We start from the raw sequence: 22,711 nt of genomic DNA, 5'->3' as shown, positions 1-22,711 counted from the left end.
CCATGAATCAACCCCCGAACCGGCGCATCCTGCTGATTGACGACACCCCGTCGATCCACGAAGACTTTCGCAAGATCCTCATGCCGCCTATGGAACAGAACGCGGCACTGGACGAAATGGAAAGCGCACTGTTTGGCGAGGCCGCCAAACCCCAGGCCCCACCGTTTGAACTTGACTCGGCCTATGGCGGCCAGGAGGGCCTGCAACTACTGTGTACCGCCATGCAACAAGCACGCCCCTACGCCCTGGCCTTTGTCGACATGCGCATGCCCCAGGGCTGGGACGGCGCACAGACCATGGAAGAACTCTGGAAGGTCGACCCGGACCTGCAAGTGGTGGTGTGTACCGCCTACTCGGATTACTCCTGGGAAGAGTTGCTGTCGCGTCTCAAGGCCCACGACCGGCTGCTGATCCTGAAAAAGCCCTTCGACAATATCGAAGTCCAGCAGATGGCCAATACCCTGGCGGCCAAATGGGACATGGCCCGTCGTGCTCGCCTGAAGACCGGGCACCTGGAGCAGTTGGTAGAACAACGCACCGAGGCACTGACCCTCGCCAGCCAGGCCTTGCAGCAGGAAATCGACGAACGCAAGCAGCTACAAAGCCAGTTGATCCAATCGGAGAAACTGGCCTCCCTGGGGCAGATGGCCGCCGGGGTGGCGCACGAAATCAATAACCCCGTGGGCTTCGTCACCTCCAACCTTGGCACGCTGGAGAGTGACTTCAAACAATTGCAGCGCATGCTCGACGCCTATCAACAGGCTGAGGCAGCCTTGGCGCCCGGTGACTGCCTTGAACAACTGAGCGCCTTGCGCAACGAGTTGGACCTGGACTTCCTCAAGGAGGACATCCCGATCCTGATCCGCGAATCCAAGGACGGCATCGGCCGTGTGACGCAGATCGTCAAAGACCTGAAGAACTTCTCCCGGGTCGATAACGACGAGCAATGGCAATGGGCGAACCTGCAGCAAGGGATCGACTCGACCCTGAACATCGTGGCCAGTGAACTCAAGCACAAGGCGGACGTGATCAAGCACTACCAGCCCCTGCCCGAGATTGAATGCCTGGCCTCACAAATCAACCAGGTGGTGATGAACCTGGTGATCAACGCAGCCCAGGCCATGGGCCCGGAACGCGGCACGATCACCCTCAGCAATGGGGTCGAGGGCGATCGGGTGTGGCTGGAGGTGGCGGATAACGGCTGCGGGATTGCGCCCCACAGCCTGCAGAAAATCTTCGACCCGTTTTTCACCACCAAGCCGGTGGGCGAAGGCACGGGCCTGGGGCTGTCGCTGTCCTATGGCATCGTCAAGAAACACCACGGGGATATCTCGGTGAGCAGTGAAGTCGGCAGGGGCACCACCTTTCGGGTGGTGCTGCCGATCCGGCAGACAGCGGCGTGACGCCTCTGCTGTTCAGGCTTCAGCGGGCTTGGGGCTGGAACCAAACGAGGCAAACCGCTTGTTGAACCCGGCAATCCGCCCTTCGACCTGAGTCTTGCGCTGCTGGCCGGTGTAGATCGGGTGGGACGCGCTGGACACGTCGAGGGCCATGTAAGGGTAAGTGTTGCCATCGGTGTGTTGGTGGGTGCGATCCGTGTCGACCGTGGAGCCGATCAGGAAAAACACATCGGCGGCAGTATCGTGGAACAGCACGGTGCGGTAGTCGGGGTGAATACCAGCTTTCATAGGGCCTCCGGGGCATCTGGGCAGGATTAATATGTTATACAGTAACGTAAATAATGCACCTAAACGAGAACGTATTGCAATACCAAGAGAGGCTTGGGTTCTCTGCGGTTGCCCCGGCAAGGAACTCGACCGTAAGCTGGGCCCCGTGTTGAACCGTGAACCCGCATAAAGAATAGAACCTTGTAGGAGCAGGCTCCTACAGGTCATAGAGCGTCCGAACCCAAGGAAACCGTATGAGCCTGTCGTTGCTTAGCCGTTATGCATTCTTTGCCGTGTGTGTCATTTTCACCCTCGCCAGCCTCCCCTTTATCCAACACGAATGGCTCTGGCCGATGACCCTGGTGACCGGCGTGCTCAGCCTGATCGGCGTGTTCGACCTGCTGCAAAGCCCCCACGCGGTGCGCCGCAACTACCCGATCCTGGGCAATATCCGCTACCTGGTGGAAGGCATTCGCCCGGAAATCCGCCAGTACCTGCTGGAGTCCGACAGCGACGCCCTGCCCTTCTCCCGGGCCCAGCGTTCGCTGGTGTATTCGCGGGCCAAGAATGAAAGCGCCGACAAACCCTTCGGCACCCTGATCGACGTGTACCAGTCCGGTTTCGAATTTATCGGCCACTCCATGCGCCCGGCCCCGTTGAGCGACCCCAGCGCCTTTCGCGTGGTGGTCGGCGGCCCGCAGTGCACCCAGCCGTACTCGGCGTCGGTGTTCAATATCTCGGCCATGAGCTTTGGCTCGTTGAGCGCCAACGCCATCCGCGCCCTCAACCAGGGCGCCAAGCTCGGCAACTTCGCCCACGACACCGGCGAAGGCAGCATCAGCGCCTACCACCGGGAAAATGGCGGCGACCTGACCTGGGAGCTGGGCAGCGGCTACTTCGGCTGCCGCACCAGCGACGGCCGTTTCGACCCCGAACGCTTTGCCGTGCAGGCGCAAAACCCGCAGGTACGGATGATCGAAATCAAGATGAGCCAGGGCGCCAAGCCCGGCCATGGCGGGATCCTGCCCAATCACAAGGTGACGAAGGAAATCGCCGAGACCCGTGGCATCATGATGGGCGAAGACTGCATCTCGCCGTCACGCCACAGTGCCTTCTCCACGCCGATTGAGCTGATGCACTTTATTGCCCAGTTGCGTGAATTGTCCGGCGGCAAACCCGTGGGCTTCAAATTCTGCCTGGGCCACCCGTGGGAGTTCATGGGCATCGCCAAGGCCATGCTCGAGACCGGGATCCTGCCGGACTTTATCGTGGTCGACGGCAAGGAAGGCGGCACCGGCGCCGCCCCCGTGGAGTTCACCGACCATATCGGCGTGCCCCTGCGTGAAGGTCTGTTGTTTGTGCACAACACCCTGGTGGGCCTGAACCTGCGGGACAAAATCAAACTGGGCGCCAGCGGCAAGATCGTCAGCGCCTTCGATATCGCCAGCGTCCTGGCCATCGGCGCCGACTGGGCCAACTCGGCCCGGGGCTTTATGTTCGCCATCGGCTGCATCCAGTCGCAGAGCTGCCACACCAACAAATGCCCAACCGGCGTGGCCACCCAGGACCCGTTGCGCCAGCGCGCACTGGTGGTACCGGACAAGGCCCAGCGCGTGTTCAACTTCCACCGCAACACCCTTAAGGCCCTCGCGGAAATGCTCGCGGCGGCCGGCCTGGATCACCCTTCGCAGTTGTCGGCCAAACACCTGGTACGGCGCATGTCAGCCACCGAGATCAAGCTGTTCTCGCAGTTGCATGTGTTCCTCAAGCCAGGGGAACTGCTGACCGGTGAAGTGAACGGCGAGTTTTATTCGCGGATGTGGCAAATGGCGCGGGCCGACAGTTTCGAGCCCCATGAAGTAGAAGCGGCTTAAAGGACAACTGTTGTGTTGAAAGTGATCGCCGAAGACTTTATCAAACCCGAACACCTGGAAACCGTGCGCCCCTGGTACGCCGAACTGGTGGAAAAAACCCGCCAGGAACCGCTGTGCATCGCCTACGACTTGTTCGTCGACCAGAAAGACCCGGGGCACTTTGTGTTTATCGAGCAATGGCCCGACCAGGCCGCGCTGGATGCCCACTGCCAGACCGAACACTTCACCCGGCTGGTGCCGCAGATCAACGCGTATCAGGCCAAGCCTTGCCGGGTGTTGTTGATGGATGGGTTTTAATCCGTCATTGAAGAGGCGGTTTCTGGCAGCCACTCGCCAACGGGCAAATAGCCATAAGCTGGGCTTTTTCCTTACCTACCCTATAGGTGCCAAGCAACTGCCAATGGGCAGGAAGCTTTCGCGTGAGGGTGCCACGGTCCTGGGCATCAATCAGCCAAAGTCGGCCTGAGGCCGTTGTGAGCGATTCCAGGTCATCGACATAGATCTGATCGGCCCTGTCTTGAATCAGTGTGGAAATCTGATACCCGTTGGGACGCCCTGATGTGCCATCCGCGTTTATTGGTGTGTACTGCATCGCAGGGCGTTCGTTCTTGAGGTAATAGATCATGGACAAGTGCATGAAAGGCTCCAGCACCAACACCCCGTCTCCCGGCTGCGAAGTGTGGTCAACATAATCGGCCAGCGCGCCCAGCTGATTGTTTTCATAACACCACGTACACGTCTTGTTATACACATGCCACAAACCACTCAACTCAAGCAGAATAACCGCTGAAAAACCGATGACGAACGCCGACTTACTTCGTGTCGACACGCCCTCCAGCGCCATTGCAATGACGAGAGGCAACGCCAGCCCGGCAAATAAAAAATAACGTGGATACAGCAGCGGCCAAAACAATGACACCAGCATGATCGCCGCTATCGGGCACCATACATACACAACAAGAAGTGCATTATTTTTTCGATCACTTGCATCCCACAGACAAATAAATACGGACGCTATCCACACCACCAAGGCCAGGCCATAAAACCCCCAGACAGGCACCTGCTGACCTTCACTGAAATTCAGAAAAAACCAAGTCAGTTCGACCAATTCCTTAATACCCGGCTTGGCGATCCAGTCCAACCTCGAATACGTCAATTGATTTAGCAGGCTGGGCAACCAGGGTAAAAAACAAATCACAATCAAACCATTGGCCAGCCACCAACTACGACTCCACAGATACTTATATTTTATCTGTCGAGACGTTGCCAGAAGCGAAATATAGGCCCAATGGGACAATAGGCATAAAGCCGCAAAATAGTGCGTATAAAGCCCTGCCACCATCAGCAGGATGTACAGGGTGAGCGGAACTTTACTCTGCGGACGGTCAAGCCAGTAGATAAATGCAATCGTCGCGCCCAGCATCAAAGCCCCCAGGAACGAGTACATACGAACTTCCTGGCTGTAGCGAACGGCCGCCGGAAAGATCGCCAATAATATGCTTGCCAGCATTGCCGCACGTCGAGGGAGCAACAGGTGCGACAACCAGATCCCCAGCGCCACCGAAACAACCCCAAAAAACACACTCAGACTGCGGGCGGCAAAAGCGCCATTACCGAACACCTTGATCCACTCATGTAACATCAGATAGTACAGTGGCGGATGAACATCACGGGCCGTATGAAACAGAATTTCAGAAGGCGGCTTCATACTCAGCAGCAAGCTGAAAGCCTCATCAAGCCATATACCTGTTTCAGTCAACTCGGCAAACCGCACCCCCACTGAAACCAACAACACAAAAAAATAGAACGCTATAAGAGCCAGGGAAATATCAATTTTTGTTCGCTTCGAGTTATCAACACCGCCCATAGCCACCCCATCAAATTGACTCATCTGGCGTCCCCTGGTTCTTCACTACATTGGCGACTACATACCGCGGCCTATGCTTGGCTTCCATATAGATCCGCCCCACATATTCCCCCAATATGCCAATCCCGATCAGTTGCACACCGCCTAAAAAAAGAATCGCCGTCATCAGCGACGGATACCCCGGCACCTCATTGCCAAACAGTAATTTGGCGATGATCAGATACCCCGCGTACCCCAGCGCCAATAACGAAATACCGGCACCGATGTAACTCCATAACCGCAAGGGCAAGGTGCTGAACGAAGTGATGCCCTCCAGCGCCAGGTTCCACAGTTTCCAGGCATTGAACTTGCTGTGGCCGACCACCCGGCAAACCCGGTCATATTCGACGATCGCCACGGTGAACCCGGCCCAGGACAGTACGCCCTTCATGAACAGTTGCTGCTCCGGCAACGCCTTGATCACGTCCACCACCTTGCGGTCCATCAGGCGGAAGTCGCCGACGTTTTCTTCGATATGGGTGTAGGCGATGCGATTGAGCAGGTGATAGAACATCGAGGCACTGTGGCGTTTGAGGTAGCCATCGCTGGAGCGATCACGACGCTTGGCCAGGACCACATCGGCGCCCTCCTTCCATTTCTCGATCAGGCGCGCGACCACTTCAATCGGGTCTTGCAAGTCGACGTCCATGGGCACCACCGCCTCACCGCTGGCGTACTCCAGGCCGGCAAACAGTGCCGGTTCCTTGCCAAAATTGCGGGAAAAGTTGATCAACACCACATCGCTATCGGCCAACGCGATATCCCTGGCGATATCAGCCGTGCGGTCGGTGCTGCCGTCATTGATAAACACGATCTCGACTTCGTGATCCTGCAACGACGGCTCCTGGCGTACGGCCCGGTAAAACAGGTGTGTCGCCTGCTCCTCATTGAACAACGGCACGATCAGCGAGAGCCTCATGGGGCGGACCTGCGGAACACCCAGTACTTCGATAGCAGGAAACCGCACACCAGGCTGACCAGGGAAAACACCACCACGGTGACTAGCCCGGGCAAGCGCCAGCGATCCGCCAGCCACCCCACCGCCAGGCTCAAACTGCCCAGGCAGAAGATGAACAGCAGGTAGCGGCCCAGCGAAGCCGCCATACCAAAGGTGAAAGTGGCATTCACAAAAAACGAAAAGGTCGCCGCCACGCAAAAGGCCAGGAAATTGCTGAAGGCCTGGCTCAGATCAAAGGCGGCCCGGAGCACGAAAAACAGCTGCCAGTGGATCACCGTATTGGCGATGCCGATCACCGTGTAGGTGGAGAACCCCATCCATAGTCTGCCCATGCCACCATCGCGCCTCGTTGCCCATCGCCGTCGATGGGCAAGCAAGCCATGCCGAAAAAACCTCGTCTACTGTCAGAAATAACAGGTGGGGACGGTTAGACGACCGACGGTATAATCCCATCCCGAAATTGAGACATTCAGTAATACCCATCCTTTGCAATTGCTTACAAATACCGCCAACCTGCGCCCGCCCGACGCGCGGCAGGACCATTGCCGATACTCACGGGTCACTATTTAACCCACTGTTCAAGAGCCCGCAGCCATGCTTAACGGACGCGACCCGCGCATCGACTTTTTTCGAGGCCTGGCGTTGATTTTCATTTTTTGGGATCACGTGCCTCACAACCCCCTTGGTCAGATCACCCTGCGTAACTTCGGCTTCAGCGATGCCGCCGAAGTCTTCGTGTTCCTCGCTGGCTACGCCTCGATACTGGCCTACAGCAAAGTGTTGCAGCGCGAAGGTTTTTGGATGGTCAGCCTGAAAATCCTGCGCCGTACCTGGGTGTTGTATGTGGTGCATATTTTCTTGCTGGCGATGCTGATGGGCATCGTCTTCTTCGCCAACAGCAAGGTAGAGACCCGCGACCTGGTCCAGGAAATGGGCCTCACGCACTTCATCACCAACCCGCAGCAAGCCCTGACCGATGAATTGCTGCTGCGCTTCAAGCCCAACCTGATGGACCCGCTGCCGCTGTACATCGTGTTGCTGCTCGGTTTGCCGCTGGTGCTGCCGGTACTGGTGCGCGCGCCCCTGGCGGTGGTGGCGGTGTCGCTGGTGGTGTACCTGCTGGCGCCCAAGTTGGGCTGGAACCTGGCGGCGATTGCCGATGGCGTGTGGTACTTCAACCCGGTGACCTGGCAGTTGTTGTTCGTGCTCGGCGGCGCGGCGGCAATCCGCGCCGGGCAGCCCCATGCACCTGAGACCCGGCCGTTGCAGCGACAACCGCTGTTTCTTGCCGCCGCCACCTACACACTGCTGGCCGGCGTGATTACCGTGTCCTGGCGCTGGCCCGAGATCCACGATGAGCTGATGCCCGCCGCCTTGAGTAACCTGCTGTACCCGATCAGCAAGACCGATCTGTCGCCGGTGCGCCTGCTGCACTTCCTCGCCCTGGCCTATGTCACCGCCAAGCTGCTGCCCGGCCGCGCCTGGACACAAAACTGGCTGGCGCAACAAAGCTGCCGCATGGGTCGCTATTCCCTGGAAGTGTTCTGCCTGGGGGTCTTACTGGCGCCGCTGGCGGATATGCTCAACGCCCAGGTCGACGACGCCTGGCCTATGCAGATATTCAGTGCACTGCTGGGCCTGGCGTTGATGGCTGGGCTGGCGGCATGGCTGGAGTTCAACAAGCAACTGGACCAGGCCCGGCGCAGTGATGAGCGCCCCTTAAATAGTTAGCCCCCGAGCCTGGGTGCGGGCTGATTCCATCTACCTTCCACTTATCGTGAAAGGTAGAGCACATGCCGACTCATCAATTACTCAACGGCCTGTCTGGCAATCTGCAATCGAGTACCGCCTGGGCCCAACAACAGGCGCTGGAGCTGATCCAGCGCAACGTTCTCCAGGCCCTCGATGGCCTGGACACCCAGGAAAAACAACGCTTTCTGCAGCTGCAACGCGACGCTCTCGCAGCCCTGGCGGCGGTTGAAACCGAGAAAGAGCGAGTGGTCCGGGCCTTCAAGACAGACGGCCTGATGCAGTTGCGCAACCGGATCGGCGGACGCGACCCGCAGTTATACCGCTTCGAGACCACCTACCTGGAAAAGGTCGAGCAAGCCTTGCCCTGGGATCGTCAGCCGGGCAGCCACATCCGCGTGCCCCGCCGCTCCGATAGCAATCTGCGCGAAATCGAACACGTCAAGAGCATGACCTTGTGGGAAGCCGCCTGCGTGAATTTCGGCTTTACCTCCGCCATTCGCCAGGACTCCGGCTACAGCCTGGTGGACGCCAGCCGCGTGGTAGGCCCCGATGGCGATCGCAGCCTCAGCGCCCGGGCGTTCATCGCCATCGCCCGCGAGCTGGACCTGGGCCACCAGTTGCAAGTAAAGATCAAGGCCACACTCGGCGAGAGCGGCACGCTGCGCCGGTTGATGAGCGAGGCGGCGCTGGCACTCTTGCGGTTCGATGCGCTGGACGCCTGGCGCAACCGTGCCCACAACGGCATGACCCAGGCAGTATACGACAGCCTCACGGCGTTGATCGAGGGCAACGGGCCGCCCCTGGTCGTCGAGAGCCTGAGCCTGACCTCCGGCGTCACCCCCGTGATTGCCGTGCCCTTTGTGCCCTGGCAGAGTGCGATTCCCGTTCCATTGCTGCTGATCAGAGTGGCCAGCCTCGCGGTGCTGTCCTATTTCCCCTTTCGCCCCGGCGGCGCGTTCCGCTACCACCGCGACGCACGCTCGGCCGAGGCTGATTTTCGCCAGCAGTTGCTCGACAGTCACCAGCAAGGCGACCTCGGCTGGTTTTCCCGCCAATTACCGCTGGTAGGCCTGTCGTTGTTCCGGCCGTTGCTGACCCAGGAACCACGCCCCGAGGGCATGAACTGGCTGGCCGGGCTTCTGTATGACGGCTTTCACAAAGCCTTCCCGGAACAGACGCTCAACGACATTCATTTCGCCACCGACCCTGCCACCGGCCCCACCGAAACCCTGCTGCAAGCCCTGACTTATCGCCAGATCCAGCGCTGCCAGGCCGATATCGACACCCTCGCCAACACCCGCTCCGAAGCCGACTGGCAAGCGCTCAAGGACGCCACCGCCGCTATCGCCAACGAAGTCCTGCAACTGTTGCTCACCCCCCTGCCCGGTGGGGTCACGGGGATGAATCGGGTCATGCAACTGGCGGTGCTCGGGAGCATGACCTACAGCGTCAGCGCAGGCCTGGATGAAGCCATCAAGGGCGACGCCAGCGGCTTCGCTTCGACCCTGACCGATGTCGCCGATCTGGCCGTCAGCGGGCGCTTGATCAGCGTTGCCGGCAAAGCCCATCGCCAGCGCATGCTCCACTACCTGCAACAGCTGGGTAACCCGCGCAAGGTCACGCGCCCCGACGGCGTGGATGAATTGTGGAAACCCGACGCCCGCCACTACGCCCATGACCAGCAATACCTGCTCGAAGGTAAAAGTGCCGATGCCCTGTGCGTGTTCACCGTACAAGGCAGGCAGTACGTCAAACTGCAGCACGAGCGCCAGACCCTGGTGGCCGAGGTCATCCACGACCAGCACAATCAGCGCTACGTGCTCAAGAACAGCCGCAGCGCCTACAAGCCTGCGATTGTGTTTGCCCCGCACCTGCAAGCCTGGACCTTCGACTTGCACCACACCCGAAACCTGTCGGATACGCAGTTGCTGCAACAGATGCTGCACAATGGTTCGTCGATCATCTCCCCGGTCGACCTGGAACGGATGCTGCGCAGCACCGCCACCTCCCGCGCCATCCTGGAAAATGTCTGGCGCGGCGCACCGCCCCCCCTGAACCTGATCGAAGGCGTGCGGCGCCTGCAGGCCGATCAGGTGATCCAGCAGATTATCGAACACTTCCACGAAGCCGGTTATTTGCCCCCCTATGGCGATAGCGTGGTGCTGTGCCTGCTGACCCAACTGCCCGAGTGGCCCGCCGCAGTCCTGTTGAGCATCAGCGACCCACAACGCTCAGTGATCGAAACCTTTGGCAAGACTGAACAGCGGGTGCCTGGGTTGACGACCCTGACAATCGTGCGCAACGAAGACGGCAGTTACCAGGCCGAACGTTATCGCGGCCAGCCGCGCTACCGCGCCGCCCCCCTGCTGGACCTGGTCATCAGCCTGCAGCCCGACACCTCGCAACTGGGCCTGACGGAGCAAGCCGATGCCACGCCCGCCCAGCGGATCATGGCAGTGCGCCGTGCCGTTGCAGACCTGGCACGGCGCGAACGCACGGCCTTGTTCGCGGCCCTGGTGAACTACGCCAGTTATGAAAAAAGCGAGCAACTGCCGCCCCCCTCTGTCCGGCGTTTCTTGCCGGTCAAGGCAGCAGAGCCCCTGGTGGCCGTCACCCCGCTGCTGAAAAAAATGCGCGACCTCAACAGCCCATTGTCACCGGCACTGCTCCAACGGCTGCTGGAACAGCATCCACTGAGCCCAAGCCAACAACAGGCCTACCTGCGTGGCGGGCTTTTGCCGACGGCCTTTTATGAGCTGTTGGAGACTCACCGCACCGCCCTGCGCATCGACGCCGCCATCGACGCGCTGTATCACCCCCGTCAGTTCAACAACGACGCCGACCAATGGGCCAGGGAGTTCGCTTCCGCCTTGATACAGCAACGTCTCAAACGCAGATTCGTCATCACCGAAGTGATCGCTGACACCATCGCCCGCCCTTATGTCTCCAGCGGCCCCGACGACCTCACCGTGGAACTGCGCCACTTCGGCGAAGGCGTCTACGAGGCCTATGACATGCGCAATGCCGGCACGATTGCCGTGTCACCGGCGGTGGACAGCTTCTACCTGGCCATTGGCTCAGTGCTGCAACCCCATGAACGGCAGCTACTCAGCATGAGCAGCGAAACCGATGCCCTGGGCCTGCGCGCTACCCTGGGCGACTACATGAGCAACCAGCGCGGCCCTTCAGGCTTTGTCAGGCTGGCCAACGGTTCGCTGGCGCAGTACGAACACACCCTGTCCTTGCCACACAAACTGCAGCTCGACGCCCTGGGCCTGCTTCCCCTCAGCGGTGACCATTACCTGCCCCTGTTTGGCTCCTGGTATCGGATCATCTATGACAGACGGGTATTCAAGTGGCGGCTCATGCACCCGCAAAAGGTCGGCGTCGACACCCCGACCCTGGAGCACAACGGTGAAGGTGCCTGGCGCCTGTCCAGCGAGAACCCGATGAGCTGGGATGACCACAGCCTGCTCTATCGCCTCGGCAGCGACCACTACGCATTCCCCAAGGATATGGCCACGTCCATTCTCGCCCTGAGCGACACCCCGCCCCATGTATTGCGCCAGATACACCGTGGCAATCGGGCATCGCCGCCGCTGCTGGCCGATACGTGCAAGCGCTTGCGCATCGACCAGGAAATCAACCGGTTCATCGAGGCGATGTATGCCCTGCCCAGCAACCCTTTCGCCCGTCCGGACCTGCAATTGCTGGTGATTTCCAGCCTGCCCGGATGGCCCGACACCCACGTATTGCAGATTGTCGACCGCGATAATCGCGTCACCCACCAATACCCCGAGCACCAGCGGCCCGACAACCAGGTGGTGACGGTCACCGATGCGCAGTTCAAAAGTGCCCGGCTGCTCGAGGCCATCGTGCCCCACGATGACGTTATCGAGGGCCTCCTGGGGCAGGTCCCCAAGACCACCGAGCAGCGTCTGGTCCAACTGGTCACCCGGATCGTCGAATACACCGAACGGGAGCGGGCGCAACTCCTCAAGTCTTTGTACCGACGCAGCGAGTCCGGCGGCACCGAGCAAGAGCGGCGTTTCAAGGCCAAACACCCGGACCTGCCCACCAGCACGGTCAAGGCGATCCTGGGCCAGGCCTCGTCACGGGAGCTCAGACAACTGCATAAGCACAACCAATTGAGCCTGCGCCTGGCGGAACAGGCGCGCACAAGTGCCCACGACTTGCGCCTGAACCGTGCGTACGAAGGCCTGTATGTGGATGCCTGCGCCAATGCCGACAGCGACCGGATCACCCTGTACCTGCTGCGGCTCCTGCCCGCCTGGCCGAAAACCCTGCGTATTGATATTCGCGAATGGGACAACCAGGGACGCTTGCTGGAAACGGCAGGGCATCTGGTGGGGACATCACGCAAGACGATCGCCAGGACCAACCGGGGGTATCAGGCCTATGACCAACAGGGCGAACCGCTGGGCCAGCCATCGAACAGATTGCTGCGGGTCATTCTCAGTACCTTGTCTGCTGCCGAGCAGAGCTTGATTCAGGTTGACACCCAAAGCGGTATCGCCGAGCTGCAGTACCAGCTTGCCGAACTGGCCTTCGCCCGCCGTATTGAAATCAAGGGCCTGCTGGATATCCCACACCTGCAACCCTGGATGCAACCGGCGATGGGTGTTGACCGTTCGTTCCTGGTGTATCCGTTATGGCAACGAATCTGGCCTTTTCGCGGCCCCCGGCCACCGGACCTGGTGGCCAAGGTCCAAGAGCTGTACCCCCATTTCAACAATGACGATGCACGGCGACTGCTGCAGTCATTGAACATGACCGACCCAGAAAAACTGCTCGAACTGGAACGCCGCCAGGCGGAGTATCAGGCCATGGATGTGGAGCTGTCGCGCTGGAGTGAAACCCTGTTGCCGACCGACAACGAACTCAACGATCCCCTGGGCATGAACCGCGGAAGGCGACGCCATATTGCCTACCAACTGCGCAGCGCATGGCGTCAGGAAAACGCTACGTTTTACATCGCCGGGCTATTCAACGTGCCCTCGCTGGAGTTGCAACTGGACGACGAAGGCTTGCCTCCTGCGTCATTCCTGACGGGCACCACCGGCTTCAATCACATTGAATACCTGCGGATTTCCGGCAATGCGTTCCCTGCGACAGGGTCGGAGTTTCTTGGCAAGTTCACCCAGCTCAAGGCATTGCGCATTGATTGTCGCCTGACTGAACTGCCCCAGGCGATCACCGACATGACCACACTTACCCACCTTGACCTGAACGACAACGACCTGCACTTGACCCCAGAGTCTGTGCAACGCCTGGCAAGCATGGTCAACCTGCAGAAACTCGATCTGAACGATAATCCGGACCTGACCCTCGTACCGGATGTCAGCCGGATGCTGCAGATGAATACCTTGCACCTGGCCAATACAGGCATCACTCAGTGGCCCATCGGCGCCAGCGCCCTGCCAAGCCTGACAGAACTGCACTTGCAGGCAAACGGGATCACCAGCGTCCCTGAAGAGGTTTTCACCAACCCATGGCTGCAAACTGCCAATCGCAACACCCTGCTCCATGAAAACCCGTTGTCCGCCGAGACCCTGGCGCGCATCGACACATACCGCCTGGATACCGGCATCCGCCTGGGCGGGCAACTTCGCACACCGGCCCATGCTCCCGTAGCGGCAAACGACCTCGACACCTGGCTGACAGGCGTCGCAGCACAAGACGTGCCCGCCCGCCGAGAGCTGTGGGAACAGTTGAAAGCGAATGAAACCGCCAGGGCCGATGATGTGTTCCGGGTGCTGCGTGACCTGAAGCGAACCCACGCCTATCGCCACACGGCATCGAGGGCGCGCCTGACCGAGCGGGTCTGGACCTTGCTGATCGCCATGGGCGAGTCGACGCAACTGCGCAACACGGTCTGCCTCAATACCTATGGCTCAGGCAATTGCGGCGACAGCGTCCTGTTGGCATTTACCAACATGGAGCTGCATCACCGGATCCATCAGGCCAAGCAGCAGCCAAGGAGTTACCTGGCCGACAGGGCATTGCTGGAGCTGGCCAAGAGCTGCTTTTACCTGAACCAGCTGGATCACTTTTGCGACCGGTTTATTCTTGAGCGCGAGCAGGCCGGGCTTGAAGTCGACCCCGCCGAGGTCACCGTTTACCTGCGGGACAAACTGGCCCGTGAATTCAACCTGCCGTTTTATCCACTGGCGTTGCTGTACACCGTGGATGTTTACGTCACCGACGAGGTGGTCAATGAAGCGCGCAGGAGTCTGCGGGCACTCGGCCAGTCACCGGCGTTGCAGGAAGCAATCTTGATGACCGACTTCTGGATCGAGTATCTGGCCAGCAGCGAGCCGGAAGCGTTTTTCACCGTCAAGGGCACCATCGCTTACAAAGTCGGCGCGCTGAATCAGGAGTTTCCGACCAAGGACTCGGATGAGTATTGGACCCGCCACCAGCAACTGCTCGACGAGGAAACGGCCGAACAGAACCGCCTTGTGCGTCAGTTGACCGAGGGCACGCAACGGACGTTGATGCACGTCTGAAGCGCGACTGGCCTGCCTGTGAAGCAAACAGGCAGGCCAGGGGTCAGGGGATTACGCCGAACGTTGCGCGCCAAGACCGTCCTGGGTCGGCTGCAGCTTGAAGACGTAGAACAGCACGGTCAGGAATACCAGGAACACCGGGCCCACATACAGCGCCACGCGGGTATCCGGGAAGTAAGCCATCAGGCCCACCACCAGTACCAGGAACGCCAGGGCCAGGTACGAACTGACCGGGTACAGCCACATGCGGTACTTCAGGGCCTTCTGTTCGGCCGGGCTCAGGCTCTTACGGAACTTGAGCTGGGCCAGCAGGATCATCACCCAGGTCCAGATCGCACCGAAGGTGGCGATGGAGGTGACCCATACGAAGACCTTGTCCGGTACCAGGTAGTTGGCCAACACCCCCAGCAGCAGGGCGAAGATCGACAACAGCAGGGCCTTGCGCGGCACGCCGTTGCTGGAGGTGGTACCGAAGGTCGCCGGGGCCTGGCCGTTCTGCGCCAGGCTGTAGAGCATGCGCCCGGTGCTGAAGATCCCGCCGTTGCACGACGACAGCGCGGCGGTGATCACCACGAAGTTGATGATGCCGGCAGCCGTCTTGATGCCAAGACGCTCGAAGGTCATCACAAACGGGCTGCCCTGGGTGCCGATTTCATTCCACGGGTAGATCGACAGGATCACGAACAACGCGCCGACGTAGAACAACAGAATGCGCCAGAACACCGAGCCGATGGCATTGGGGATGGTCTTCTGCGGGTTCTTCGCTTCACCGGCGGTCAGGCCGATCATTTCCACGCCGAGGTAGGCAAACATCACCATCTGCAGGGACATCAACACGCCCTGCACGCCATTGGGCATAAAGCCGCCGTGGGCCCACAGGTTGGAAATCCCCAGCGCCACGCCGTCGTTGCCGAAACCAAAGGCAATGATGCCGACACCGCCGATAACCATGGCAATGATGGTGACGATCTTGATCAGGGCGAACCAGAACTCGAACTCACCGAAGGCTTTTACCGCGATCAGGTTGATCGTGCCCATGCTGATCAGAGCCGCCAGGGCCCAGATCCAGCGCGGCGTATCGGGGAACCACACGCCCATATACACGGCAACGGCGGTGATTTCCGCAACGCAGGTCACCAGCCAGAGGAACCAGTAGTTCCAGCCGGTAAGAAAGCCCGCCAACGGGCCGAGGTAATCCTGGGCATAACGGCTGAAGGAACCGGCCACCGGGTTATGTACGGCCATCTCACCGAGGGCGCGCATGATCACCAGGATCGCCAGGCCACCAATGATGTAGGACAACATGATTGCCGGGCCGGCCATCTCGATGGCCTTGGCCGAACCGAGGAACAGACCGACACCGATACAGGCGCCGAGCGCCATCAAACGAATATGCCGTTCGCCGAGTTCGCGTTTGAGCGGACCGCCTTGAGCGGTCTCGCCATGGGGCAGATGGTTGCCAACAGGCATAGGGGTACAACCTCATTTTGTTATTGGATATGAACCACCGAGTGTCCGGCATCACGGCGGATCGCCACGACGCCCTCCTGCCAGGCTGCCTTTTGGGCAAACCTGCCTGGCCCTAGAATCCGGGCCCGCTCAGCGGGGGTGCAGTATAAAAAGCCATGAGCAGGGCTTTTCACTCAATAAACAGCAAGATTCAGCGAGAACTCTCGGCAAAAGCGCCTTTTACGGAGGAGCATCACCTGGGCAATGTAGGAATTGCCTTCATTAAACGGCGGCGAGTATTGCACAAGGATGGTGCACAGTCATGCCCCTACCTTTGGCGGATTTACCTGTGGGGATGGCTCTAGGACGGGCCTTCCCTGCGGTGTGCTGGCGTGGGGGCTTGTCCCCTTGCCTGACCACCGCTCGCGGTGTTTGCAGACATTCAGAGGGCTGGCTGTAAACAACGGGTATGCACACCCACCCAAACACCTGCACAGGAGAGATAGGTAGATCCCCCCGCACCCCGCCACGTGCATTCGGCCAAAATCTCACACTCCACACAAATCCTTCCTACACGCCTACCAGCGTCTAAGCTTCAGACAAGTCCGATCAATCTGCGTGAATGGATCAATCGACTATGGGTGCTTCGTGGCAAACCAATTCGGTCAAGGCTGCGGTGCCAACCGACAGCCCGGATGAACAGCCACCGCCCCAAAAGCCCCGCAAACGACGCTATGCCTGGCGTATGTTGTGGTTGTTGCTGGTAATGGGCCTGATCGCGCTGGGGTTTGCCGCTTCCCGGGAAATGCGCACGTCCAAGTGGCAGGCGCGGGAGTTCAGTCGCCTGGCGGCAACCCTGACCTATAGCGTGCAGCCCGGCCCCAGCGATGCCATCGTCTACCCCGGTGCCGGCCCGTTCGATCAGCGCCTGGGCTACAGCGCCCTGGGTGACTTCTTACCCAGGCTGCTCAAGCGCGATTACCTGATCCAGTCCCAGGCGCGCTTCTCCGACGCGCTGATGAACCACACTCGCCACGGCCTGTTCGTGCCCTATGCCGAGAAAGTCCAGGCGGGCTTGTCGATCACCGATTGCCGTGGCACCGCGCTGTACCAGTTCAGTTACCCGCAGCAGCTCTACCCTTCCTTTGCCGATATCCCGCCACTGGTGGTCAACAGCCTGCTGTTTATCGAAAACCGCGAGTTGCTCAACCCCGCCCAGCCCCAGGCCAACCCCGCCGTGGACTGGCCGCGCTTTGCCAAGGCGGCCTGGTCCCAGGTCGCCAAAGTGTTGCACTTGCCCGGCCAGACGGCGGGCGGCAGCACCCTCGCCACGCAATTGGAAAAGTACCGCCACTCCCCCGACGGGCTGACCCTGTCCGGCGGCGAAAAAATTCGTCAGATGATTTCCGCCAGTGTGCGCACTTATCAGAATGGTCCGCAGACACTGAAGGCACGGCAAAACCTCGTGCGCGATTACCTCAACAGCGTGCCGTTGTCGGCAGTGCCGGGGCATGGCGAAGTGCATGGCATGGCCGAGGGCCTGCGGGTGTGGTACGGCGCGGACTTCAACCAGACCAACGCCCTGCTCGCCGGCAGCGACCCGCAATCCCTGGCGCAAAAAGGCCTGGCCCTGCGTGAAGTGCTGTCGCTGATGATTGCCCAGCGCCGCCCGTCCCATTACCTGACCAAGGGCCGCGATGAACTGGCGCAGCTCACCGACAGCCATATCCGCCTGCTGGCCCAGAACGGCGTGATCGAACCGGCACTGTCCACGGCGGCCCTGGCCAGTCAGGTCAACTATCGGGACTGGCAGCAGCAACCCACCCTCCGGCCAATCGAAACCAACAAGGGCATCAGCGTCGCCCGCAGCCGCCTGGCCGCCCTGCTCAACCGTTCGCTGTACGACCTGGACCGCCTCGACCTGGCCGCCACCAGTACCCTGCAAAGCGATCTGCAAACCCAGGCCACCGAGTACCTCAAGCGCCTGGCAGACCCGAGCGTCGCCGGCCAACTCGGCCTGCTCGGCCCGCGCCTGCTGACCGCGGCCAGCACCGCTCAGGTGCGCTACAGCTTCAACCTCTACGAAATGACACCCGACGGCGCCCGGGTGCGGGTGCAAACCGACAACACCGACCAACCCTTCGATATCAACGAGAGCAGCAAGTTGGAACTGGGCTCCACCGCCAAGCTGCGGGTGCTCACCACCTACCTGCAAATCATCGGCGAACTGCACGCGCGCTATGCCGGGCAGACGCCCGCCGCGCTGAAAAAAGTCGTGTTCGACGAGCAGGACCGCCTGTCCCGCTGGGCCGTGGATTACCTGGTGCAAAACAGCGACCGGAGCCTGGCGAACATGCTCGACGCGGCCCTCGACCGGCAGTACTCCGCCAGCCCCGGCGAACGTTTTTTCACCGGCGGCGGCCTGCATCACTTCAATAACTTTCGCAACGAAGACAATGGCCGCAACCCGACCCTGCGTGATGCCCTGCGCGAATCCATCAACCTGCCGTTTATCCGGCTGATGCGTGACCTGGTGCGCTACAGCACCTACCAGGCACCGGGCAACAGCGCCCAGTTGCTCAAGGACGACAACGACCCGCGCCGCCAGGAATACCTGGCCCAGTTTGCCGACCGCGAGGGCAAGACCTTTTTGCTGCGGTTCTGGAAAAAGTACCGCAACAAGGACACCCAGGCCCGGCTAGCGACTTTTCTCGACAGCATTCACCCCACCGCCATTCGCCTGGCCGCCGTGCACCGGTACCTGTTGCCCCAGGCCAGCCAGCAGAGCTTCAACAGCTTTGTGCGCTCCCATCTGACCGGCACCAAGGCCGCGGAAAAACTCACCGATGCGCGCCTGGAAAAGCTCTATCAAGACTACGGTCCCGGCGCCTATGACCTGCCGGACCAAGGCTATATCGCCAAGGTCCACCCACTGGACTTGTGGCTGCTCGGCTACCTGCTGAACACCCCCGACGCCACCTTCACCCAGGCCGTCGCCGCCAGCCAGTACGAGCGCCAGGAAGTCTATGGCTGGCTGTTCAAGAGCCGCCACAAAAGCGCCCGGGACAGCCGTATCCGCACCATGCTGGAGATTGAGGCGTTCCTCGATATTCATCAGCGCTGGCAGGCGGTTGGCTATCCCTTCGACCACCTGGTGCCGTCCCTGGCCACCGCCATCGGCAGCTCCGGTGACCGCCCGGCAGCCTTGGCGGAACTGGTAGGGACGATCCTGAACGATGGGGTACGTGAGCCGACGCTGCGGATCGACAGCCTGCACTTCGCCCCGGGCACGCCCTATGAAACCCGGCTGGTGAACCACCCCGATAAAGGCAAGCGGGTGATGCCCAGCGAAGTCGCCACAGCCCTACGGAGTGCGCTGTCCCAGGTGGTGGACGCGGGCACCGCAAAAAGGCTGTCGGGCAGCTTCAAGTTGGCCGACGGCACGCCACTGGCCATGGGCGGCAAGACCGGCACCGGGGATAATCGCATCGAAGCCATTGGCGCCGGCGGGCGCGTCCTCAGTTCCAAGGCAATCAACCGCACGGCGACGTTTGTGTTCTATATCGGCGACCGGCATTTCGGTACCTTGACCGCCTTTGTCCCCGGCAACGGTGCGCAGAATTTCACGTTTACCTCGGCGCTGCCGGTACAGGTGCTCAAGGGCATGGCGCCGGTGCTGACGCCCTATTTGCAGCCCGCTGGCCACACCTTGTGCCGCGCGCCCTAGCCGTTGATCTCGACGACTCTCTCGGAGCTGCCTTCCACCAGGAAAAACCGGTAGGTCCGCCCGGCCTGTTTTTCAAAGCTGAACACCCGCCCCGGGAAGATATGGTTCTTGGTCACAGGGGCGCAGTCCGTGCGATCCGCTACCGAACAGTCCTTGAACTCATCCACCACCACGACGGTGTTGCCGGCGTTGCGCAGGGTGTAGGTGCGGCCACCGTTTTCGGTGCGGGTATCGAAACGGCTGTGCTCGGGCCGCACAAAGAACACCGTGCCGTACCCCGACATCACCCGCACACCTGCCGTCAATGAGGCCTCATACGCCGCGCGGTCCTCGTCGTTGACGCCAAAGTCATCGTCCTTTTCCGGCGCCACGGGCAAGTAGCGCACCCGGAAGTAACGCTCCCGGTCCCGCTCGCCCATAAACAGGAAGCGCGTGCTTTGCATCGCATTGGCCGGCACGATCAAGCGTGCCGGGCTGGCCATCAGACCATCGCGCACCATGCCGTCGCCTTGGCTTTTGAGCGGTACTTCGTCGTAGCTGCCATCGGGTTTGTAGAGCATTTCGGTGACATTGATCTTGACGAACGCGGTGCTGGTGCCGCCATTGAACACGCGCTTGAGATAAGTGTTTTTGTCGCCATTCAAGTAATCGTAAAAATCCCCGACATTGATGGCCGGCCCGGCATAGGCATTGAAGGACCACAGCCACGCGCCCAGTACTGCATAAACGTATTTCATAACCACCTCTTACGGTCGCAACGCGTCGAATATCAGGTTAACGCTGCCAAAATAGTCGCCCGGCACGTAGCCGTCCTCCGGCTCGACGGCAGCAATGTCCAACAGCACTCGCTTGCCGACCCGCGCTTGATCGGCGGGCACCACCAGGGTGTCCGTCAGGTCCAGCACCTGGCCGTTGAAGGACACGTTCAACAGGATCAGGCGCCGGCCGTTGGACAGCACCGGCAGATCGCCCAGGCGCGCGACAATCCCGCCGGCGCTGTTTTTCACGTCGAAGTGTTCGCGCAACGGCTTGAGCGTGCGGGTCACCAGGTTCCACGCCATTTCTTGCTCACGCTCCAAAAACACCGGGTTGATCGGCAGCACATAAAAGTCGGCGGTGGGAATGGTGACGGAAACCTCGAACACCTGCTCTTCACGGATCGCGTGGGCCTGGGTACTGAGCAACGTGACAACCACCAGTAACAGCGCTGCCAACACGACTTTGCAGCCTCTGCATGGGCGGTGCCCGTGCCTATGTGCTCTTTCAATGACCATTAGCCTTTGACCTCATATGGTTTTTTCTCGCTGCCCTCGACCAGAGTGAAGCGATACGTACGCCCTGCCTGCTTGGGGAAGCTGAAGGCACGGCCCGGCAGGATGTGGTTCTTGGTGACGGGCAAACATTCCTGGGCACCGTCGCTGGCGCAGTCCTTGAACTGGTCGACCACCACCACGCTGTTGCCATCGTTATGCATCCCATACTCAGTAGGCTGATCGTCGATACGGGTGGCAAAGCGCGTGACCTTGGGCCGCACGAAAAACACTGTGCCGAACCCCGCCAGTACCGTGACGCCGGCCGAGAGGTTGGTTTTATAGGCCTCGCGCTCGTCGCTGGAGACGGCAAAATCGTCCTCCGGCTCCGGCATCACCGGCACAAAACGCACGCGGAAATAGCGCTCTTTGTCGCGCTCGCCCAGGTACAGCAAACGTGTGCCTTGCATGCCATCGGCAGGGACGATCAGGCGTGCCGGGGTGGCCATCAAGCCGTCGCGGGCGGTGTTCTCGAGGTTGCTCTTGAGCTCCACTTCCTCGGAGGTGCCGTCGGCGTTGTAGAGGATCTCCATCACCGAGACTTTGATAAATGCCGTGCTGTCACCGCCGTTGAAAACCCGTTTGAGGTAGGTACTTTTATCGCCGTCCAGGTAGTCATAGAACACCCCGACATTGATGTTGGGAGCGGCCGGTGCCGAGATCGGCAACCAGCACAGCGCACACAGCGCCAACAGATGTTTCATCTTCATCAGTCTCATTTAAAGTTCCGAGTCCCAGACCACCGTGACCTGGCCCGAGTAAGTGCTGCCACCGCGCTCGAGCATCTGGTCGGCGTGGTCTTTCTTGACCTCGAAGTGCAACGTGCCGGGCCGCCTGTTGACGTAGAAGCCCGGATTGAACTGCTCGGTACCGGCGCCGCTGAGCAGCAGCGGCTGGCGAATCACGGCGCTGCCGTCCGCCCGGTTCAGGCCATGGGGCAGGCTCACGCTGACGTCCAGCGGCACCTCGTGGCCGTCGGTGGTGTTCTTCAAGGCACAGGTGTCGCCGATAGACCGCTCACAGCTCATCTGCATCTTGAAGCGCGACGAGGCAGAAATGCTGAAGGTCTGGTCGCGAAACAGACGCGCAGGTTTGCGGCCCTGATTCAGCCAGGCTTGCCAACCGCCTTGGGGCACCAGCTCGACACGGTTGCCGTTGGGGGGAACTTCGACTTTGAGGTCATGTTGCACCGCCAGGGTGAAATTCAGAGTCAGCGTAGGGCTGCTGGGCATCATCACGTCGCCCAAATCGAAGTCCTTGCCGGGCCCTACGGTGTATTGATGACTACCGATGTACTCCCCTGAAGACATGCCCAATGGGTTGGGCGTGATGAGTTCATAGGCAAACTCCAGGCTGTTTAAGCGCATGGTGGGAATGTCGAACCTGGCCTGTCTGGCACATAGAGAGCCGACGGGTGTTCGCCAGAAAAACCCATAGGTTATCGTCCCATAAAGGCTCACCCCGGTGCCCAGGCAGGTACGCGGCGGGTACACCCAACTGGAGCCGGTCCACATTCTCTGATGAGCCTGCAAAGGGGT

15 protein-coding genes are annotated in these 22,711 nt (G+C 60.4%); 6 read left to right on the top strand and 9 right to left on the bottom strand.

The genetic code is table 11. The annotated features are described in order from the left end of the window. Nucleotides 1-2 precede the first annotated feature (2 nt). Complete coding sequence (locus HBR94_RS02740) at nt 3-1,403, top strand: ATP-binding protein (RefSeq protein ID WP_057438327.1); 1,401 nt, start codon at nt 3-5, stop codon at nt 1,401-1,403. A gap of 12 nt (nt 1,404-1,415) precedes the next feature. On the opposite strand, the gene HBR94_RS02735 is transcribed toward HBR94_RS02740, so the two are convergent. Continuing rightward, nucleotides 1,416-1,688, bottom strand: coding sequence for a type B 50S ribosomal protein L31 (locus HBR94_RS02735; RefSeq protein ID WP_057958577.1), 273 nt, complete (start codon nt 1,686-1,688; stop codon nt 1,416-1,418). 233 nt (nt 1,689-1,921) lie between these two features. On the opposite strand from HBR94_RS02735, the gene HBR94_RS02730 reads away from it, so the two are divergent. Together HBR94_RS02730 and HBR94_RS02725 are read left to right on the top strand one after the other, a co-directional pair. After that, on the top strand, nt 1,922-3,541 hold the full coding sequence (locus HBR94_RS02730; RefSeq protein ID WP_170044104.1) for an FMN-binding glutamate synthase family protein: 1,620 nt from the start codon (nt 1,922-1,924) through the stop codon (nt 3,539-3,541). A gap of 12 nt (nt 3,542-3,553) precedes the next feature. Continuing rightward, entirely contained in the window at nt 3,554-3,838 is a 285-nt protein-coding gene (locus HBR94_RS02725; protein WP_057438320.1) for a putative quinol monooxygenase, read from the top strand. Nucleotides 3,839-3,842: 4 nt separating this feature from the next. Here the strand turns inward: HBR94_RS02725 and HBR94_RS02720 are convergent, their stop codons facing one another. From HBR94_RS02720 to HBR94_RS02710, 3 genes are read right to left on the bottom strand one after another with little or no spacing between them, the layout of a single operon-like run. Beyond that, entirely contained in the window at nt 3,843-5,432 is a 1,590-nt protein-coding gene (locus HBR94_RS02720) for a glycosyltransferase family 39 protein (RefSeq protein ID WP_170044103.1), read from the bottom strand. Further along, nucleotides 5,419-6,366: a glycosyltransferase family 2 protein gene (locus tag HBR94_RS02715; protein ID WP_170044102.1), complete on the bottom strand. Its 948-nt coding sequence runs from the start codon at nt 6,364-6,366 to the stop codon at nt 5,419-5,421. The genes HBR94_RS02720 and HBR94_RS02715 overlap by 14 nt, the downstream gene beginning before the upstream one ends. Continuing rightward, complete coding sequence (locus HBR94_RS02710) at nt 6,363-6,737, bottom strand: GtrA family protein (protein ID WP_115128917.1); 375 nt, start codon at nt 6,735-6,737, stop codon at nt 6,363-6,365. Before HBR94_RS02710 ends, HBR94_RS02715 begins: the two co-directional genes overlap by 4 nt. A 262-nt stretch (nt 6,738-6,999) precedes the next feature. Here HBR94_RS02710 and HBR94_RS02705 point away from each other — a divergent pair, with 262 nt between their 5' ends. After that, nucleotides 7,000-8,136: an OpgC domain-containing protein gene (locus HBR94_RS02705; RefSeq protein WP_115128918.1), complete on the top strand. Its 1,137-nt coding sequence runs from the start codon at nt 7,000-7,002 to the stop codon at nt 8,134-8,136. 62 nt (nt 8,137-8,198) lie between these two features. Then, the gene (locus HBR94_RS02700; protein ID WP_170044101.1) at nt 8,199-14,687 is read left to right on the top strand and encodes an NEL-type E3 ubiquitin ligase domain-containing protein; all 6,489 of its coding nucleotides are present in this window, start codon (nt 8,199-8,201) and stop codon (nt 14,685-14,687) included. A gap of 51 nt (nt 14,688-14,738) precedes the next feature. Here the strand turns inward: HBR94_RS02700 and HBR94_RS02695 are convergent, their stop codons facing one another. Further along, complete coding sequence (locus tag HBR94_RS02695; protein ID WP_057958570.1) at nt 14,739-16,157, bottom strand: amino acid permease; 1,419 nt, start codon at nt 16,155-16,157, stop codon at nt 14,739-14,741. A 616-nt stretch (nt 16,158-16,773) separates the two neighbouring features. Here HBR94_RS02695 and HBR94_RS02690 point away from each other — a divergent pair. Continuing rightward, nucleotides 16,774-19,863, top strand: coding sequence for a transglycosylase domain-containing protein (locus HBR94_RS02690; RefSeq protein ID WP_170044100.1), 3,090 nt, complete (start codon nt 16,774-16,776; stop codon nt 19,861-19,863). Here the strand turns inward: HBR94_RS02690 and HBR94_RS02685 are convergent. Genes HBR94_RS02685 through HBR94_RS28505 form a run of 4 tightly spaced genes read right to left on the bottom strand, consistent with a single transcriptional unit; the run spans nt 19,860 to nt 22,540 of the window. Further along, nucleotides 19,860-20,600 carry a hypothetical protein gene (locus tag HBR94_RS02685; protein ID WP_057438313.1) on the bottom strand — a complete coding sequence of 247 codons (741 nt, stop codon included), beginning with the start codon at nt 20,598-20,600 and terminating at the stop codon, nt 19,860-19,862. The genes HBR94_RS02690 and HBR94_RS02685 overlap by 4 nt on opposite strands. A gap of 9 nt (nt 20,601-20,609) precedes the next feature. Beyond that, nucleotides 20,610-21,080: a CS1 type fimbrial major subunit gene (locus HBR94_RS02680; RefSeq protein WP_346342829.1), complete on the bottom strand. Its 471-nt coding sequence runs from the start codon at nt 21,078-21,080 to the stop codon at nt 20,610-20,612. Nucleotides 21,081-21,136: 56 nt separating this feature from the next. Next, nucleotides 21,137-21,877, bottom strand: coding sequence for a hypothetical protein (locus HBR94_RS02675; protein ID WP_057438396.1), 741 nt, complete (start codon nt 21,875-21,877; stop codon nt 21,137-21,139). Nucleotides 21,878-21,892: 15 nt separating this feature from the next. Beyond that, on the bottom strand, nt 21,893-22,540 hold the full coding sequence (locus HBR94_RS28505; RefSeq protein WP_262383338.1) for a hypothetical protein: 648 nt from the start codon (nt 22,538-22,540) through the stop codon (nt 21,893-21,895). Nucleotides 22,541-22,711 lie beyond the last annotated feature (171 nt).

Source organism: Pseudomonas sp. WS 5412 (assembly GCF_012985615.1).
Taxonomy (GTDB): Bacteria; Pseudomonadota; Gammaproteobacteria; order Pseudomonadales; family Pseudomonadaceae; genus Aquipseudomonas; species Aquipseudomonas shahriarae.
This window is presented reverse-complemented; position numbering and strand designations above follow the sequence as displayed.